Annotated in this window: 13 protein-coding genes; 8 read left to right on the top strand and 5 right to left on the bottom strand. The window is 46.2% G+C overall.

Features of this window, described 5'->3' with window-relative positions; translation table 11 throughout:
- Positions 1-61: 61 nt before the first annotated feature.
- Positions 62-628: a TetR/AcrR family transcriptional regulator gene (locus tag EML15_RS00530; RefSeq protein WP_144272912.1), complete on the bottom strand. Its 567-nt coding sequence runs from the start codon at positions 626-628 to the stop codon at positions 62-64.
- 145 nt (positions 629-773) lie between these two features.
- Positions 774-3,596 (bottom strand): aconitate hydratase, encoded by a 2,823-nt coding sequence (gene can, locus EML15_RS00525; RefSeq protein WP_144272911.1) that lies wholly within the window; start codon positions 3,594-3,596, stop codon positions 774-776.
- A gap of 269 nt (positions 3,597-3,865) precedes the next feature.
- Here can and EML15_RS00520 point away from each other — a divergent pair, with 269 nt between their 5' ends.
- The 3 genes from EML15_RS00520 (at position 3,866) to EML15_RS00510 (ending at position 7,894) form a co-directional block, all read left to right on the top strand.
- Entirely contained in the window at positions 3,866-4,360 is a 495-nt protein-coding gene (locus EML15_RS00520; RefSeq protein ID WP_144272910.1) for a DUF6676 family protein, read from the top strand.
- A 498-nt stretch (positions 4,361-4,858) separates the two neighbouring features.
- Positions 4,859-6,667, top strand: coding sequence for an NlpC/P60 family protein (locus tag EML15_RS00515; RefSeq protein ID WP_144272909.1), 1,809 nt, complete (start codon positions 4,859-4,861; stop codon positions 6,665-6,667).
- 84 nt (positions 6,668-6,751) lie between these two features.
- On the top strand, positions 6,752-7,894 hold the full coding sequence (locus tag EML15_RS00510) for a ferrochelatase (protein WP_144272908.1): 1,143 nt from the start codon (positions 6,752-6,754) through the stop codon (positions 7,892-7,894).
- Between the two features lie 9 nt (positions 7,895-7,903).
- Here EML15_RS00510 and EML15_RS00505 read toward each other — a convergent pair whose 3' ends face one another.
- The gene (locus tag EML15_RS00505; protein WP_144272907.1) at positions 7,904-8,698 is read right to left on the bottom strand and encodes a hypothetical protein; all 795 of its coding nucleotides are present in this window, start codon (positions 8,696-8,698) and stop codon (positions 7,904-7,906) included.
- 54 nt (positions 8,699-8,752) lie between these two features.
- Between EML15_RS00505 and EML15_RS00500 the strand changes: the two genes are divergently transcribed.
- The 3 genes from EML15_RS00500 to EML15_RS00490 are packed head-to-tail and all read left to right on the top strand — an operon-like array spanning position 8,753 to position 11,260.
- Positions 8,753-9,595 (top strand): DUF3097 domain-containing protein, encoded by an 843-nt coding sequence (locus tag EML15_RS00500; protein WP_144272906.1) that lies wholly within the window; start codon positions 8,753-8,755, stop codon positions 9,593-9,595.
- Positions 9,596-9,649: 54 nt separating this feature from the next.
- Positions 9,650-10,090: an NfeD family protein gene (locus EML15_RS00495; RefSeq protein WP_144272905.1), complete on the top strand. Its 441-nt coding sequence runs from the start codon at positions 9,650-9,652 to the stop codon at positions 10,088-10,090.
- Positions 10,091-11,260, top strand: a complete 1,170-nt coding sequence (locus EML15_RS00490; protein ID WP_144272904.1) for an SPFH domain-containing protein — start codon at positions 10,091-10,093, stop codon at positions 11,258-11,260. It abuts the gene before it with no gap.
- An 11-nt stretch (positions 11,261-11,271) separates the two neighbouring features.
- Here the strand turns inward: EML15_RS00490 and EML15_RS00485 are convergent, their stop codons facing one another.
- Positions 11,272-11,865, bottom strand: a complete 594-nt coding sequence (locus tag EML15_RS00485) for a MarR family transcriptional regulator (protein WP_144272903.1) — start codon at positions 11,863-11,865, stop codon at positions 11,272-11,274.
- 38 nt (positions 11,866-11,903) lie between these two features.
- Positions 11,904-12,614: a TVP38/TMEM64 family protein gene (locus tag EML15_RS00480; protein WP_144272902.1), complete on the bottom strand. Its 711-nt coding sequence runs from the start codon at positions 12,612-12,614 to the stop codon at positions 11,904-11,906.
- Positions 12,615-12,900: 286 nt separating this feature from the next.
- Between EML15_RS00480 and EML15_RS00475 the strand changes: the two genes are divergently transcribed.
- Together EML15_RS00475 and scpA are read left to right on the top strand one after the other, a co-directional pair.
- On the top strand, positions 12,901-14,712 hold the full coding sequence (locus EML15_RS00475; RefSeq protein WP_144272901.1) for a methylmalonyl-CoA mutase family protein: 1,812 nt from the start codon (positions 12,901-12,903) through the stop codon (positions 14,710-14,712).
- A 2-nt stretch (positions 14,713-14,714) separates the two neighbouring features.
- The gene (gene scpA, locus EML15_RS00470; protein ID WP_144272900.1) at positions 14,715-16,916 is read left to right on the top strand and encodes a methylmalonyl-CoA mutase; all 2,202 of its coding nucleotides are present in this window, start codon (positions 14,715-14,717) and stop codon (positions 16,914-16,916) included.
- Positions 16,917-16,950 lie beyond the last annotated feature (34 nt).

Below are 16,950 nucleotides of genomic sequence, written 5' to 3'. Positions count from 1 at the left end.
TAATGCCTTAGCTGAAATAGGGGACAAGAGGGGAAAAGGGGGTCTGATGCTTGGTTACTACTTACTGGGGGCGACGGATGGATTCTTCAACTAAATCCAGAACAGAGCTTAGATCTTCCGTTACTCCAGTAGTAGCTAAGCGTGAGATAAACCCATCCAAGACAGTTTCTAAATAAGTGTGCAATACTTCGATGGGCATATCAGTACGCATAGTGCCCTTGTTAGCATTGTCCTTGAGACGTTGATGAATCGCCTGGTCAAGTATTTGCTGGTGACTATGCCATTTCGCGCGAAATTGTGGATCGGTGCGGAGCATTTTTGAGATTTCTAGACGTGTTATCAGCCAATCATGGCGATTGGGATGTGCAAGAATATCGCGCATGACTTCGATAAGCCCTTGCCGGGCAATAATATCGGCCATGCGTGCTGCATCTTGTCTGGCGAGTGCAAGAAAAAGATTTTCCTTATCGCCAAAGTGATGGAAAATTGCGCCACGAGATTTTCCGATTGCATCTTCTAGCAAGCGAACTGTTGCACCTTCATAGCCGTGTTCGGCGAAACAGCGGCGTGCACCTTCAAGGATCTCATCACGTCGTTGTACAAGTTCAGTGCTACTGACTACTGGCATTGACGACTAGGATCCTTTCATAAAAGAATGAGGTTTGAGATAAAAAGAAAGTATAAAGAGATGGGCTGCACCAATTGAGTTGGTACAGCCCAATTGTCTTTATGCGTTATGCGTTTAGCAAAACCTTGACGAAGAACGAAAAGGTTTAGCCTTTAATCATTTGACGCAAGACGTATTGCAAGATACCACCATGACGGAAGTAATCAGCTTCACCTGGTGTATCGATACGAACATCAGCATCGAACTCTACTTTTTCACCAGATTCCTTGGTTGCTGTGACATGAACTGTCTTAGGCGTAATACCATTGTTGAGTTCTTCAATACCAGTAATATCGAATACCTCTGTACCGTCTAAGCCGAGTGATTCATGCGATTGGCCAGCAGGGAACTGCAGTGGAATGACACCCATACCGATGAGGTTAGAACGGTGGATACGCTCAAAAGATTCAGTAATCACTGCACGAACACCTAGAAGGTTGGTGCCCTTCGCTGCCCAGTCACGAGAAGAACCAGTACCATATTCTTTACCGGCGATGACTACCAATGGGATATTTTGTGCCTTGTAGTTCTGGCAGGCGTCGAAGATGAATGCCTGTGGAGCGCCTTCTTGAGTGAAGTCACGAGTATAGCCACCTGCAATATCAACCAGCTGGTTCTGCAAACGGATATTGGCAAAAGTACCGCGCATCATTACTTCGTGATTACCGCGACGGGAACCAAGGGAGTTGTAATCATTACGTTCCACACCATTAGCATCAAGATACTGAGCTGCAGGGGTACCTGGCTTGATCGATGAAGCAGGGGAAATGTGGTCAGTAGTTACTGAGTCACCAAGTTTAGCGAGGACGCGTGCACCTTTGATGTCGCTGACTGGTTCTGGCTCAAGTCCCATGTCATCGAAGTAAGGAGCTTTACGGATGTATGTAGATGATTCATCCCACTCGAATGTCTTTCCTGTTGGGATATCAAGGTTTTGCCATTGCTCATCACCCTTAAATACATCTGCATAATCTGCTTCATAGAGTTCACGAGAAATAGCCTGCGCAATAGTTTCTTCAATCTCCTCAGTAGAAGGCCAGATATCCTTGAGGAATACATCGTTACCTTCTTGGTCTTGACCAAGCGGCTGAGTATTGAAATCAAAGTCCATGGTACCGGCAATAGCATAAGCGATAACCATGATTGGAGATGCGAGGTAGTTCATTTTCACGTCTGGAGAAATGCGACCCTCGAAGTTACGGTTACCAGAAAGCACAGCAGTAGCTGCTAAGTCATTCTTGTTAATTGCTTCTGATACTTCATCTGGCAATGGACCAGAGTTACCGATACAGGTAGTACATCCGAAACCAGAGAGGTAGAAGCCAAGAGCTTCTAGGTCTTTCCACAAGTCTGCGCGCTGGTAGTAACCATCAACGACCTGGGAACCAGGAGCACAGATGGTCTTTACCCATGGTTTAGCCTTAAGACCTTTTTGCGCAGCCTTACGTGCAATCAGACCAGCACCAATCATTACAGAAGGGTTAGAGGTGTTCGTGCATGAGGTGATAGACGCAATAGCGACCATACCGTGATCGAGAGTATAGGAACCACCATTTGGTGACTGAACAGTAATTGGATTTGATGGACGTCCTTTAGCTCCTGCAGCTGCGGATTCACCTGCACCACGACGTGAAGAGTTGTACCCAGCTACCTCAGCTGGAGTTTCCTCTACATTTTCGACGTCGCCGCCTTCGCTTTCCATCTTCTTTGCTGGCAGAGAATCATCAACGCATACTTCGTCGCTAGTGTATGTACCAAGATCTTTACGGAACTGCTCTTTAGCTTCATCGAGCAAAATGCGATCTTGTGGACGCTTTGGACCAGCGATGGAAGGCTTAACAGTTGATAGATCAAGTTCAAGGTACTCAGAGTATTCAGCCTCTGGCGCATCTTGCTCAAGCCACATTCCCTGTGCTTTTGCGTATGCCTCAACAAGTGCAATCTGCTCTTCTGGACGACCTGTAAGGTGCATATACTTTGTGGTTTCTTCGTCAATAGGGAAGATCGCACAAGTAGAACCGAACTCTGGGGACATATTACCAATGGTTGCACGGTTAGCTAGTGGAATTGACTTCACACCATTGCCGTAGAATTCAACGAATTTCTGTACTACACCATGCTGGCGCAACATATCGGTAATGGTCAATACCACGTCGGTTGCGGTAACACCGGCAGGGATTTCTCCAGTGAGCTTGAAACCAACAACTTTTGGAATCAACATAGAGACTGGCTGACCAAGCATTGCAGCCTCAGCCTCAATACCACCAACACCCCAGCCAAGAATACCAAGACCATTTTCCATAGTGGTGTGAGAGTCGGTACCGATACAGGTATCTGGATAAGCGAGTCCTTCATTATCGAAGACAACGCGAGCAAGATACTCAATGTTTACCTGGTGCACAATTCCTGTTCCAGGTGGTACCACACGGAAATTAGAAAAGTTCTCTGCACCCCAACGCAAGAACTGATAGCGTTCCTCGTTGCGTTCATATTCAATGTCAACATTCTGTTTTAATGCGTCAGAAGAACCAAATGCTTCAACGATAACAGAGTGATCGATAACCATTTCTGCTGGATTAAGCGGGTTAACTTTGTCTGGATCTCCGCCAAGAGTTTTCACAGCTTCACGCATGGTTGCCAAATCAACAACACAAGGCACACCTGTAAAGTCCTGCATAAGAACACGGGCAGGTGTGAACTGAATTTCGATGCTTGGTTCAGCAGTTGGATCCCAGTTTGCAATAGCTTCGATATGCTCGGTAGTGATGTTTGCACCGTCTTCCGTGCGCAAAAGGTTCTCACCGAGAACTTTTAAGGAATACGGTAGTTTCTCCATGCCTGCAACCGCATTGAGTGCGAAATAGTCATATGACTTATTGCCAACTTCAAGCTTTTGCTTGGCATTAAAGGAGTTCTTGCTTTCAGTCACAGTTGCTCCACTTCAGATAATTGTCAGATAAATAGGTGATCAGTTTGGATTAATCTGTTCACACACGAACGGCTGGTATTCATGTGATATGCATGCCATCGTTATTGACTTACCAGACAATAACGTCGCCTGACGCATAGTTTAACAATACAGGCGTACTGTTGCCGAATTAGACACCCCCCAATTGGTTAGCCGCTTTTTCCTTGAACTTATATATGCTTAGCAATGATAAATGTTGTAGAAGTTTTGATTGTGAGAGTATAGCGCCAATGATTCCTAATAGCGTTGATCTTGAAGGGCTAATCACGCAGTTAAATGAGGATCACGTAGCTTTCGATGAATATAATGCGCCACTCAATGACGCTATGCGTGAATCTATTGTTGACGCACAGAATCGTGGGTTTGGTGAGTTGGGGGCCGTCATTCTTAGCGATACAGAACTAAAAGGAACCGAAGTGCGTGATACCGCCCAGCATTTACTTGATAACTCTGAGGTAGAAACACTTATTTTTATTTCCCCTGGCACGGGGGCGGTAATGAGTAGCAAATACTCCAGAGCTGAGGTCGAATCGGCTCAAGTGGATTTTCTTGGCAAACCGGATTTCCCACGCGCAACAACTCAATTGGTGGATCATATACTTGACGATCCTGTACCAGGGACAGTCTTATTATCATCGGCAGTATTGATCGTTGTGCTGGCTATTGTGGGCACTCTTATTTTCTTGCGACGATTAACTCCGCGCTCCTTGCGCGATAATGTTTAAGCATATCCACGTTATTGCACTTGCTGCCTAGGTCTTAAACCCTCTTGACGTATTCAGTCAAGAGGGTTTTGTCTACCCCGTAGACTTGACTATAGCTAAAAGGGCGCCATAGTTACACTATGTGACTTTTATCACTAAAAAAATAGCTATCTCATTTATGCAGCTCAAGGGACGAAAGTTTCTATTGTTACTACTGTGAATCAAGGTAACTCATGAATCTAATGAGGAAAATGCTAAGTAAATAATCTAATGTTTAACACATTGACTCATGAGTCGATTTCAGAAGCTTGACTATCTTCTTTGTGGAGGATGTTCACTATGGAAATTGGGTATGTGGGGAAGCATGCGCGCAATTGCTAATAGCTGTAGTCGGGTTGAAAAGTATGTACGTGGGTCATGCTCATTAAATCGGTCGTTATTACGGCTGTTGATTGAGTGTAAACCGATCAGGAGTCTTGCCCTCAGGCTTGACTTTGGGTAAGAATGCAAGGAGTTTAGGTGCGTAAATACAACTTCGGAGACAGTACGGCGAGGTCTGTATCACGTAGTGTCGTTGCGGCAGCTCTGTGTTTGAGTTTTTCTGCAGGTCTTGTTCCTGCAACAGCACAACCTGTGAATCCTTCTGATGAAGAAATTTCTTCAGCACAAGGGGCTGTTACTGGTGCGCAAGGCAAGGTTGCAGATCTCGCTGCATCTATATCTGAATCTGATTCAGAATTAGCTGCACTAGAGTTAGAGATGGGCGCGTTGCGTGAATCTGTGAACAAGAGTCTTGTTGATTTGCATGATGCTCAATCTCGAGCAGAACAAGCTCGTCGTGGTGTTTCTGCCGCTCGTTCCAATCTTGATCATACTCAAAGCGAGATTGAGCAAGCTCAACAGCAGCTCGACGAAATCTCACGTACTGCTTATCGTCAAGGTGCGACCTCGGCAGGGGTTAGCGGTATGTCTGGAAAAGCTAATTCTGAAGACTCCCTTGATCGCCAGACATATTTGAGGACTACTGCTGAAAAGCAGCGTGAAGCAATCGACGAATTAGATCGTTTGCGCACCGAACAGGCTAACGAAGAATCTAGGTTACGTGTTGCGCGTAACTACGCAGATGAGCAAGAGGCAGAGGCGGAGGCTGCGCAGGAGCGCGCGCAGGCAGCGATTAGTGAGTCTGCGGCAAAAATTAAGCAACGTCAGGTTGAGCATGATGAGTTGGTGGCAAGTCGTGCTCAGGCGCAAATTGAGTTAGATGAGGCTAAAGGCAATGTCTCAAACTTGACTGGGCGTCGTGCTGAATACCAGGCATATGTAGAAGCTGAGGCCGCGCGTAAGAAAGCTGAAGAAGAAGCAGCACGTGCGGAAGCTGCACGTAAAGCTGCTGAGGAAGAGGCCGCACGCAAAAAGGCTGCTGAAGAGGCGGCACGTGCGCAAGCAGAACGCAAAGCTGCCGAAGAAGAAGCTGCACGCAAGGCTGCAGAAGAAAAAGCCGCAGAAAAGGCAGCGGCTGAGGCGGCTGCAAAGAAGGCAGCAGAGCGTGCTGAAGCAGAACGCAAGGCACAAGAAATGGCTGAGGCAGCTGAGGCCGCGCGTAAGAAAGCTGAAGAAGAAGCAGCAAACGCACAATCAGCACAACAAGAAAGTGAGCAAGCTGATTCTTCGGCCACCCAGGCTGCTGAAGCACTTGTGGCTGCATCGCAGCCGGAGCATACAGATACTTCTACTCCTGCGAATCAGAATGTGAGTGATAGTACTGAACAGGCAAGCGTGCCTGCAGTGCAAAATGCAGCAGTAGCTGAATCAGTGAATTCAGAACTTGCAGATTTGGATGTGGTGAAATTAGAGTCATCTGAATCTGTTAGCCAACAGACTACACAGCTTTTGAGCGGTAGCTCTAGAGAGCAGCAGATTGAAACTGTTATTGCTCGTGCTATGTCTCAAATTGGTATGCCGTATGCTTGGGGTGGCGGTAATGCTTATGGTCCTACGCTAGGTATTCGTGATGGTGGAGTTGCTGATTCATATGGGGACTACAATAAAGTTGGCTTTGACTGTTCTGGTTTAACTCTTTATGCCTACGCGGGTGTTGGAATATCTTTGCCACACTACACTGGATACCAGTATGAACGCGGTACAAAAGTATCGCCAGAAAATATGCAGCGCGGTGATTTGATTTTCTATGGACCTAATGCTGAATATCACGTTGCCATTTATTTGGGAGATGGCACGATGATTGAAGCGCCACAGTCGGGTTCTACAGTTCAGATTTCTCCTGTTCGTTGGAGCGGAATGAGTCCTTATGCAGTGCGTTTGCTCTAAAAAATAAGAGTTGTATTTTGCCAGTGAACTTTTATGAGTTCGCTGGCAATTTTGTTTCTGGTCAGTCGGTGCTACGGTAATTTTATGAGTTCATATGAACAAGACTCCCCATATTTTGATTGTGTCACTAGTCAAACTTTTGATTGGTCAATTGCGGATGTTGATGCCCTTTTGGTTCTTTCTTTTGGCGGACCAGAGGGGATGGAAGATGTTCGTCCTTTTCTAGAAAATGTAACTCGTGGTCGAGGTATCCCTCCTGAGCGCCTGGATGAAGTAGGAGCCCACTACTACCATTTTGGTGGAGTAAGTCCGATTAATAAACTAAACCGAGAACTTATCTCAAATATCGAAGCAGAGCTTGTGCAGCAAAATCTTGATATTCCGGTTTTTTTCGGAAACAGAAATTGGCATCCATTTGCTCACGACGTCGTGAGTGATATGGCAGCACAAGGCATTCGCAATGTGCTGGTTTTCGCGACAAGCGCGTGGGGAGGCTATTCGGGATGTCGGCAATATGGTGAAGACATAGAAAAACTTGTTGATACATTGGCTGTACATGATGCACCGAAAATGAATTTTGTTCGTATGCGGCAGTTTTTTGATCATCCGGTATTTATTCAGGAAAATGCCCAGGCGATTCGTTGCGCCTTTGCTCAACTTCCACAGCAGCTGCAAGAGGAAGCACGGCTGGTTTTTAGCGCTCATTCTATTCCTATTGTTGCGGATAAGGCTTCAGGTACCGTTGAGGACGGTGCCTTATATTCACGACAAGTCAAACAAGCAGCAGCATTAGTTGCGCAAGAATTGGATATTGATAACTACGATGTTGTCTGGCAATCGGCTTCTGGTGATGGAAAAATACCGTGGTTGGGACCAGATATCGTCGATCATACTCACGACTTAGCACAGCAAGAAGTAAAAGCTATGGTCGTATGCAGCATTGGTTTTATCTCTGACCATATGGAAGTGGTATGGGACCTCGATTATGAGTTGCAAGATGCAGCGGCCCAACTAGGGATGACTGTTGTTCGAGCACGCACTATTGGTAGTGAAAAGCGTTTTGCACAACTTGTAGTGAGTCTCATGAATGAAACACTACATCCCGATATAGCGCAGCATTGTGGTTCAGTAGCCTCAAAAGGGGTTTCTTTCAATGGTGCCCCTTGTGAAAAGGGTTGCTGCAATATGCCCAAAAGGCCTACAAGACCTACTAGAGAGAATAGCTAGCCGATAATTTTAGGTTCGTGCCCATTCGAGAAAAGCATAATTTACTGCGCTCATTCGTGCCTGGCGAATATGCTGCCCTAAAGGGAACAAAATGTGATCAAAACTGTGGTCGCCGATGCGGGAGACAAGCGCTTCGACGATGGCAGCAACATTATTTGCTCGTGCAATGAGTTTTTCGCTGCGCACAGGTGTCATGGGCGGTATTCCTGGAGCTTCATAAAAATCATTGAGAGAGCCTACCAAAAGCCTTGGTTGGGACGCCTTAAGCGCATGAGAATCTGCATGGATCTTGGCGGCAGTGGTATTTTGTTCAATGCTCTTTACTGCATCACGTGTTGCGTCACTGAGCATTTTATCGGCTTGACCTGGTAAAAGATAAGATGGTGCAGGTGCGATTCCTTGACTCTCATGCCAATGCCAAATAGTTGAGCCATCTGTTTCAACAGGGATAAGCGTAGCGTAGTCGAGATCTGCTCCACTAAAAAATAATGCGCCTGTGCCCTGTTTGACAAGGTCATAAGCAGGATGACTAGGGGCGATGCCAATGGGATTTCCTATACCCCCAAGTGCAAAAGATACAGGTACTGTGTAAGTATTTTGAGAAAAGGGCTGATGGTATTGCCTTATTCTTGCTAGCAAATCGATAAAAGGTTCCTCGGTGGCAGATTGCTGGCTACCAGAAAGCTCATCTAATGCTTCTAAAAGGTCATCATACGAGACGTGATTATATAACCAAGCTACTAGCCATAGCGCCATATTCTGTATCGGTGAATAAACCTGAGAACGAAAATCCATAGTGCTCATAATTATGGCAAGCCTAATACAAACACGCACACAAGTTGGTTAGGCTAGTGCCTTATGAGTTTTGATGACCGGTACGCGGGAGATATTTTCTCTGGCCATGCACGCAATAAAACGCCAGAATACCCAAAAATTGAGGCACAACCCGGCCTCGTCGTCGAAGTGCTTGCCGACGGTTTCGTTGGTGCGGTTATTAACTTTGAGCGCACATATGACGGTGATTTTATTCGTCTGGAAGATCGCTATGGGGTGCAGCGGTTATTCAAGATGCGTCCTGGTGCTTTCTTGGTTGAAGGGCAACGTGCGACGCTTATTCGCTATGTCCCAAAGCAACAACCGAAACTTTCTCATTCGGGCTCTCGACGAGTAGAAAATCTACAGGCACGAGTAGCACTGCCTTCTCGTATTTTGGTTGAAGGAGTTCATGATGCTGCTTTAGTAGAAAAAATATGGGGACATGACTTAAGAGTGGAAGGCGTTGTGGTGGAATATCTGGAGGGTCTTGATAATCTTCCTAGCTATTTAGCCCAGTTTAAGCCCAACCCACAGAGGCGTATTGGTGTATTAGCAGATCACCTCACCGAAGGTTCCAAAGAAACGCGACTCACCCAGAATCTAGGTCCGGATGTTGCGGTGACTGGACATCCGTATATTGATATTTGGGCAGCCGTGAAACCGCAGAAACTCGGCATGCGAGCATGGCCAGAAATCCCTTATGGAGTTGATTGGAAAACAGGTGTATGCCAAGCACTTGGGTGGAGTGATCCTCGAGAGGGATGGAATAGGGTATATAACGCTGTAGAAAATTATAAGGATCTTGACTCCTCCCTAATCGGAGCGGTAGAGCGGCTTATCGATTTCGTCACCAATCCGCATTTAACAAAAGAAGACATCATGTAGTTTCTTTTCCCATCTACATAACTTTGTGCTGCCTAATCCATTATGCTGGTATATGTGGGAGCAATTATTTGGTTGGTTATAGCGGCAGTGCTAGTAATAGCAGAATTAGCAATTGCTGGTGAATTAACTGCTCTTATGTTAGGAGCCGGTGCTTTAGCTACTGCAGGCATTGCGCTTTTGCCAGTTCCACTGTGGGCTGAATTAGTGTGTTTTTCAGGTGTTTCTTTTGGCTTATTATTTTTCCTCAAGCCGATATTAAAGCGGCACATGACCAAGAACATCGGATTGGATACGTCGCCGCGCGCATTACTCGGGCAAAAAGCTCTTGTAGTAGAGCCATTCAGAAATGGTCGCGGTATGGTGCGTCTTGATGGTTCATTGTGGAGTGCTCGCACAGCTGACAGCACCGATGAGGCTAATGACTATGAAATCGATCAAGAGCTACAGGTTGTCGACATTGATGGCAATACTGCAGTGGTGTGGAAAGGAGTGTAGATGATAGTCGCAGCAGTAATCATTGTTCTGGTGTTATTGCTTATTTCCCAGACAATAAAATTAATTCCACAAGGTCAAGCGGCAGTGATTGAACGTCTTGGCAAGCACATTAAAACTGTTGATGGTGGAATTACTTTCTTAATCCCGATGATTGATAAAGTACGCACCAAAGTTGATACCCGTGAACGCGTGGTATCTTTTCCACCTCAAGCGGTAATTACCAAAGACAACCTCACAGTTGCTATTGATACCGTAGTGACATTCCAAATCAATGATGCTGCAAAAGCAATTTATGGCGTAGACAACTATATCGTTGGTGTTGAGCAAATCTCTGTAGCGACATTGCGCGATGTCGTAGGTGGTATGACCTTAGAAGAAACCCTTACCTCACGTGAGATAATCAACCGACGCTTGAGGGGCGAACTGGATGACGCTACCACAAAGTGGGGGTTGCGTATTAGTCGTGTGGAACTTAAAGCTATTGATCCACCTCCTTCGATTCAGAAATCGATGGAAATGCAGATGAAAGCTGATCGTGAGAAACGCGCCATGATTTTGACTGCTGAAGGTCGTCGCGAAGCAGACATTCGTACAGCTGAAGGTCAAAAGCAAGCGATGATTCTAAGCGCAGAAGGCGAAAAGCACGCAGCAATTTTGGCTGCTGAGGCAGAACGTCAAGCAACTATTTTGCGTGCTGAAGGTGAGCGTGCGGCGAAGTTCTTAGCTGCCCAAGGTGAAGCTCGAGCAATTCAGAAAGTCAATGCTGCTATCCGTTCTTCTCAGGTCACACCAGAGGTACTTGCTTATCAGTACTTAGAGAAATTGCCAAAGATGGCACAGGGTGAGGCTTCTACAATGTGGATGATTCCTAGCCAATTTGGTGACGCACTCGAAGATTTTGCCAAGGCATTAGCTAAAAAAGGCGATGATGGTGTGTTCCGCTATGAGCCTGCCGATGCAGCTGCACAAGACAAAGAAATCCTTGAGCGTGATGCAGATGAAGATTGGTTTAGCACTGAGTCTAATCCAGAGATTGCCGCTGCTGTAGCAGCAGCAAATGCGGTAGCCAATAGTCCCATGAGTGATTCTCCCATGGGTGCAGAAATCTCTAGTGAGGCAGTAGTTGCCGATGACCAGCTAAATACCTCTGAGTCATTACCTGAAGAATGAGAGCAATATAGCTAGTGCTCTTTGATGACTCGTTCTAATAGGCTAATGGCTTGAGTGTACCCGGCCATTTCTGCTTGCCAGCCAGCTGCTTGTAGGCGTTGGCTCATAGCCTGTTTAGAAATACCGAGTTCGTGAGCTGCCTCATTCTGGTTAAGTCCAGATCGTACCAATGAGGTTGCCTCACGTCCTTCAGCGGTACGCTTGTTGAGTATAAAAGCGAGCATGGTAAAAGCAGCCTGGATATCCTGTGCCCAGGCTGCATCTTTTTTCTTATCCCGTTGTACTACTACTTTTACAGTTCCACTGCGGGCATGAGTGCCTAAGCTGCGCGTAGCAAGTGAGCGAACTTTTTGTTCTGCTTCTTCATCGTTTGCTGTGTCGTCGCATGATATGGCAAGTGCTATTGCCCAATCATGGGCAGAAAGCAGTGCCATGATTGTGTCACACACACCTTCTGCAGAGTCTATTGTGGCTGCAATATCTTCCACACCGATTACGTGAAAAGAGTCAACACCATTGAGCGTTGAGAGAGCCTGTGCAGAGCGTTCCACGAGTTGTGCTCTGCGACGTTCTTTTCCTCTATACCTAGCATGAATTGCAAACATAGACTATCTTTCTGAGATAAAATACCACCAAGTAAAATCTACTCCGGAGACTTGACTTTTCTTTTAGAGTCTAGCACTAAAATAGTGCAACCAATGATAGCGAAGCTAACTACGATAACAAGATAATACGGATTTGTGTCCCCGGTTAAGGAGTGTGCAAGCAAAACTGTGGTGATTGTTCCAGGTGCTGAACCAAGTAAAGTTGCAAGCGCAAAAGTAACAAGTGGCACACTAGTCAAGGCTGCAGCATAGTTCATAATGGAAAAAGGAATACCAGCTATCATGCGCAGTGAAATAATAGGCAACCAACCACGTGTTTTTAAGCGCTCATTGATGCTATAAACCGCAGGATGTTGCAGACGGGGTGCGATCCATTCCCCCAAGAAGCTGCGCACGATGAAAAGGGATAGAGCTGCTGAAAGCATTGTTGAACTCAGTGCGACGATACACCCTAATAAAGGGCCGAATAAAATCCCCGAGGATAGCGTCAAGAGGGTACGTGGGATGGGGAATTGAGTGATGATGATATAAAGCAACGCAAATACCAGAGGAAAAACTGATCCCAGATCATGCGCCCATTGTTGTAGTTGGGCAAGTGGAGGAGCGTCAATACAGACTGTAGCGACGATAAACAGCGCTACTAGGCCGATGACTATAACTTTTTTGGGAATTGACCAGGATCTGAACGAAGCAAGCGCATCTTTAGAAAGTTCAATGCAGAAATCGAAAATGGTGGAGAGAATGCGCATAACCTATCAGCCTAGCGTGCTTTTTAACATTGCGGGAGAACATGATTCGTAGCGTTTCCTCATGGTTTTCACCTGTACGGGGGTGTTTTTTACGAAAAAGAAAATAAGACTTCCTGTATTAAGGGGTGGGAACAGTAGAATAGCTAGTGATTTTGCGAGTGAGAACACTTAGTGAATCTAAGCAAATATAGGTCACACAGTGGCGGGCCATCACTCCGATAGCATATGGAAAGTGCAAGGTTTCTTAGCAAAATCGGTGCCAAATAGAAGGAAGAGTAGGTTTCGCGTGGTCGATACACACTATCAACTCGATGAAAATTTTAGCGAGAGTCAACAAGCGTGGTATAAAGCTGTCGCAGGTGTTTTTGCGCGTGTAGAAAAGAAGAATGTCGAAGATGTTTCTCTCGACTCTTGGCGAAAACTCATAAAAACCACATATGACGGGATAGAAATTAATCCACTCTATACCAGAGAAAATGAATTAGATGAGCTGCAAGCTCCCGGTGCTTTTCCCTATACGCGCGGCGCAAAGAACGCATCTACTGCTCACAATTATGGGTGGGGTGTCACCGAGACTTTTGACTCCAAGAACACAAATGAGCAACTTCTTGACGCGATGGCTAATGGTACTACCGATATTGTCCTTGCTGGAAAAGTTTCCGTCGCCCAGCTACTAAAAGGCGTTATGCTTTCGCTAGCTCCAGTTCGTTTAGCAGCTGGCAACGATACTCTGGCTGTTGCAGAGGAATTATTAGAGTTTGCCGATTCTCAGGAACATATGCCAGTTTCCCTAGAGTTAGGTGCCACACCACTTTCTTCGCTTATCGACGATTCGCCAAGTATTTCGCTGACAGAAACTATTGCCCTTGCACAAAAGGTAGTTGAGCGTGACAACGTCCGCCCAATTCTTATTGATGCTGTTTCCTTTGCCAATCAGGGCGCAACTGATGCGGAAGAAGTTGGTTTAGCACTTGCCGCAGGCGTGGAATATGTGCGAAGTCTTGAATCAGCTGGGATAGATATCGATAAAGCTCTTGATCAACTTTCGTTCCGCTACAGCATTAGCGATGATCAATTTGCGCAAATTGCTAAGCTCCGTGTGGCTCGCAAACTATGGGCTAGGGTTGCTGAGATTCTGGGGTATCCAGAGCATGGTTCTGCACCACAGCACGCTCTTAGCGCGCCAATCATGTTTAGCCAACGTGATCCGTGGGTCAATATGTTGCGTTGTACAGTAGCTGCTTTTGCTGCAGGCGTTGGTGGGGCAACTGATGTAGAGGTTCTTCCTTTTGACTGGGCAATACCTGGTGGTTTAGCTAAAACCTCACGTACCTTTGCCGCGCGTATCGCTCGAAATACTAATCTATTACTTCTTGAAGAGTCTCATCTTGGTCATGTTCTTGATCCTGCCGGTGGTTCTTATTATGTCGAAGAACTAACCAACCAGTTGACCCAAAAAGCATGGCAGGTATTTAGTGATATTGAAGCTCAAGGCGGGTTCTTAGCTGCTCATTCTGCTGGAGCAATCAATGAATTGCTTGACTCATCATATGCGGCAATACGTGCGGATATTGCACATCGTCGTAAGCAAATTACTGCAATCAATGAGTTTCCTAACCTAGCTGAAGCGCCATTAACACCGCAACAACGTGTAGAGCCTGACCACGTACGTAGATGGGCAGCCGACTTTGAGGCATTACGCAATCGTTCTGATGCGTACTTAGAAGCACATGGCCAACGACCATGCGTTGCGCTTATTCCGTTAGGACCTTTGGCTAAGCATAATGTTCGTACAGGTTTTGCTACCAATTTACTTGCCTCAGGTGGGATATCGGTTGTCAATCCTGGTGCCATTGAGCTTGGCAGCGAGGAATTTAATGCTGCAGCTTCAGAAAGCGACGTGCTAGTTATCTGTGGCACCAATCAAGAATATGAAAATAGTGGTGCCCGAGCAGTTGAATTACTCAGAACACAAGGAGAGAAAACGATTTTATTGGCTGGTTCTCCAAAAGCAGGTTTAGCCGTCGACGGGCACCTAAATCTGACCATTGATGCAGTAAAGACACTATCTGAGCTATTGGAACAGTTGGGAGCATAACGATGAGTACAATTCCAGATTTTTCTCAGTATTCACCAGAGCCAGAAAAAACTCTTGACGCGACAGCTGCAGGAACAAATGAGGTTTGGTCTACTCCAGAGGGCATTGATGTTCCCCGAGTCTTCACGCGCAAAGATCGCAATGAAGAAATATCAGCTGCTCAGCTTGATTCTTTTCCTGGATTGCCACCTTTTATGCGTGGTCCCTATCCAACGATGTACACCAATCAGCCGTGGACAATTCGCCAATATGCCGGTTTTTCGACAGCAGCAGAATCAAATGCGTTCTATCGTCGCAATCTTGCTGCTGGTCAGAAAGGTCTTTCTGTTGCTTTTGACCTAGCAACACACAGAGGATATGACTCCGACAATGAGCGTGTTGTTGGCGATGTTGGTATGGCTGGTGTAGCGATTGACTCAATCCTCGATATGCGTCAGCTATTTGAGGGCATTGACTTAGGCAACGTATCTGTGTCGATGACTATGAATGGTGCTGTGTTGCCAATTTTAGCGCTCTATATTGTTGCTGCTGAAGAACAAGGCGTAGCACCAGAGCAATTAGCTGGTACGATCCAAAATGATATTCTCAAAGAATTCATGGTGCGTAATACCTATATTTATCCACCAAAACCATCAATGCGCATCATCTCTAATATCTTTGAGTACACCTCATTGAAGATGCCACGCTTTAATTCCATTTCTATTTCTGGCTACCATATTCAGGAGGCGGGTGCTACAGCGGATCTCGAACTTGCTTATACTCTTGCAGATGGTATTGAATATATCCGTGCTGGTCAGGAAGTAGGGCTTGACGTCGATAAGTTTGCTCCGCGCTTGTCATTCTTCTGGGGTATTTCGATGAATACCTTTATGGAAATTGCCAAATTGCGTGCTGGTCGACTTCTATGGAGTGAATTAGTCGAGCAATTCGAGCCAAAGAATAAAAAATCGCAATCACTGCGTACTCATTCCCAAACCTCTGGTTGGTCTTTGACAGCTCAAGATGTGTTCAACAACGTTGCGCGTACTGCAATCGAAGCAATGGGAGCAACCCAGGGGCATACGCAATCTTTGCACACTAATGCTCTCGACGAAGCATTAGCGCTGCCTACTGATTTTTCTGCACGCATTGCTCGTAATACTCAGCTTTTACTGCAACAAGAGTCAGGCACTGTCCGTCCTGTAGACCCATGGGCTGGTTCCTATTATGTGGAATGGCTTACCGAGCAGCTCGTACAAAGAGCACGCAAGCATATTGAAGAGGTTGAAGCTGCTGGAGGAATGGCACAAGCAACAGTTGAAGGTATCCCTAAACTACGCATCGAGGAGTCTGCTGCGAGAACACAAGCTCGCATTGATTCTGGTCGTCAGGCATTAATCGGCGTAAACAAGTATATTGCTGTCGAAGACGAGGCCATTGAGGTACTTAAAGTTGATAACTCTAAAGTACGTGCTGAGCAACTGGCAAAGCTAGAAAAACTACGTGCAGAACGCGATGAAGAGCAAGTACAAAAAGCTCTCGCAGCACTAACTGCAGCAGCACGCAATGAGCACAAAGAACCAGGTGACTTGGAACAGAACCTGCTCAAACTTTCTGTCGACGCAGCGAGAGCCAAAGCAACCGTCGGTGAGATTTCTGATTCATTAGAGGTCGTATTTGGCCGTCATGAGGCAGAAATCCGTACCCTATCGGGTGTGTACAAAGATGAAGTATCTAAAGAAGGAACCATGAGTAATGTGGCTCAGGCTATTGCCTTAGCAGATGAGTTTGCTAAGCAGGAAGGCCGTCGTCCACGTATTTACATCGCCAAGATGGGGCAGGACGGGCATGATCGTGGTCAGAAAGTGGTTGCTTCTGCTTACGCTGATCTTGGCATGGACGTTGATGTTGGACCACTATTCCAAACTCCTGCTGAGGCTGCACAGGCAGCAGTCGACGCCGATGTGCACGTCGTTGGTGTGTCTTCTTTGGCAGCAGGACATCTCACCCTAGTTCCAGCGCTCAAGGAAGAACTGGCTAAACTAGGGCGCGAGGATATTATGATTACTGTTGGTGGTGTTATCCCACCTGGTGATTTCCAAGAATTATATGACGACGGTGCGGTGGCAATTTATCCACCGGGAACTGTTATTGCTGAATCTGCAATTGATTTGATTACAAAACTTGCAGATAGTCTAGGCCTTGACCTAAACAGCCCAGAATAATAGTTGTACTTGTCATGCCAGCTCGCCAACGCGC

The organism is Corynebacterium sp. sy017 (genome assembly GCF_017918135.1).
GTDB lineage: Bacteria > Actinomycetota > Actinomycetes > Mycobacteriales > Mycobacteriaceae > Corynebacterium.
This window is presented reverse-complemented; position numbering and strand designations above follow the sequence as displayed.

Bases quoted from the DNA above. Each gene is read 5' to 3' on its own strand.
- EML15_RS00500 (WP_144272906.1), top strand. From the start codon at position 8,753: ATGAGTTTTGATGACCGGTACGCGGGAGATATTTTCTCTGGCCATGCA.
- EML15_RS00530 (WP_144272912.1), bottom strand. From the start codon at position 628: ATGCCAGTAGTCAGTAGCACTGAACTTGTACAACGACGTGATGAGATC.
- EML15_RS00520 (WP_144272910.1), top strand. From the start codon at position 3,866: ATGATTCCTAATAGCGTTGATCTTGAAGGGCTAATCACGCAGTTAAAT.
- EML15_RS00485 (WP_144272903.1), bottom strand. From the start codon at position 11,865: ATGTTTGCAATTCATGCTAGGTATAGAGGAAAAGAACGTCGCAGAGCA.
- EML15_RS00480 (WP_144272902.1), bottom strand. From the start codon at position 12,614: ATGCGCATTCTCTCCACCATTTTCGATTTCTGCATTGAACTTTCTAAA.
- scpA (WP_144272900.1), top strand. From the start codon at position 14,715: ATGAGTACAATTCCAGATTTTTCTCAGTATTCACCAGAGCCAGAAAAA.
- EML15_RS00510 (WP_144272908.1), top strand. From the start codon at position 6,752: ATGAGTTCATATGAACAAGACTCCCCATATTTTGATTGTGTCACTAGT.
- EML15_RS00505 (WP_144272907.1), bottom strand. From the start codon at position 8,698: ATGAGCACTATGGATTTTCGTTCTCAGGTTTATTCACCGATACAGAAT.
- EML15_RS00490 (WP_144272904.1), top strand. From the start codon at position 10,091: ATGATAGTCGCAGCAGTAATCATTGTTCTGGTGTTATTGCTTATTTCC.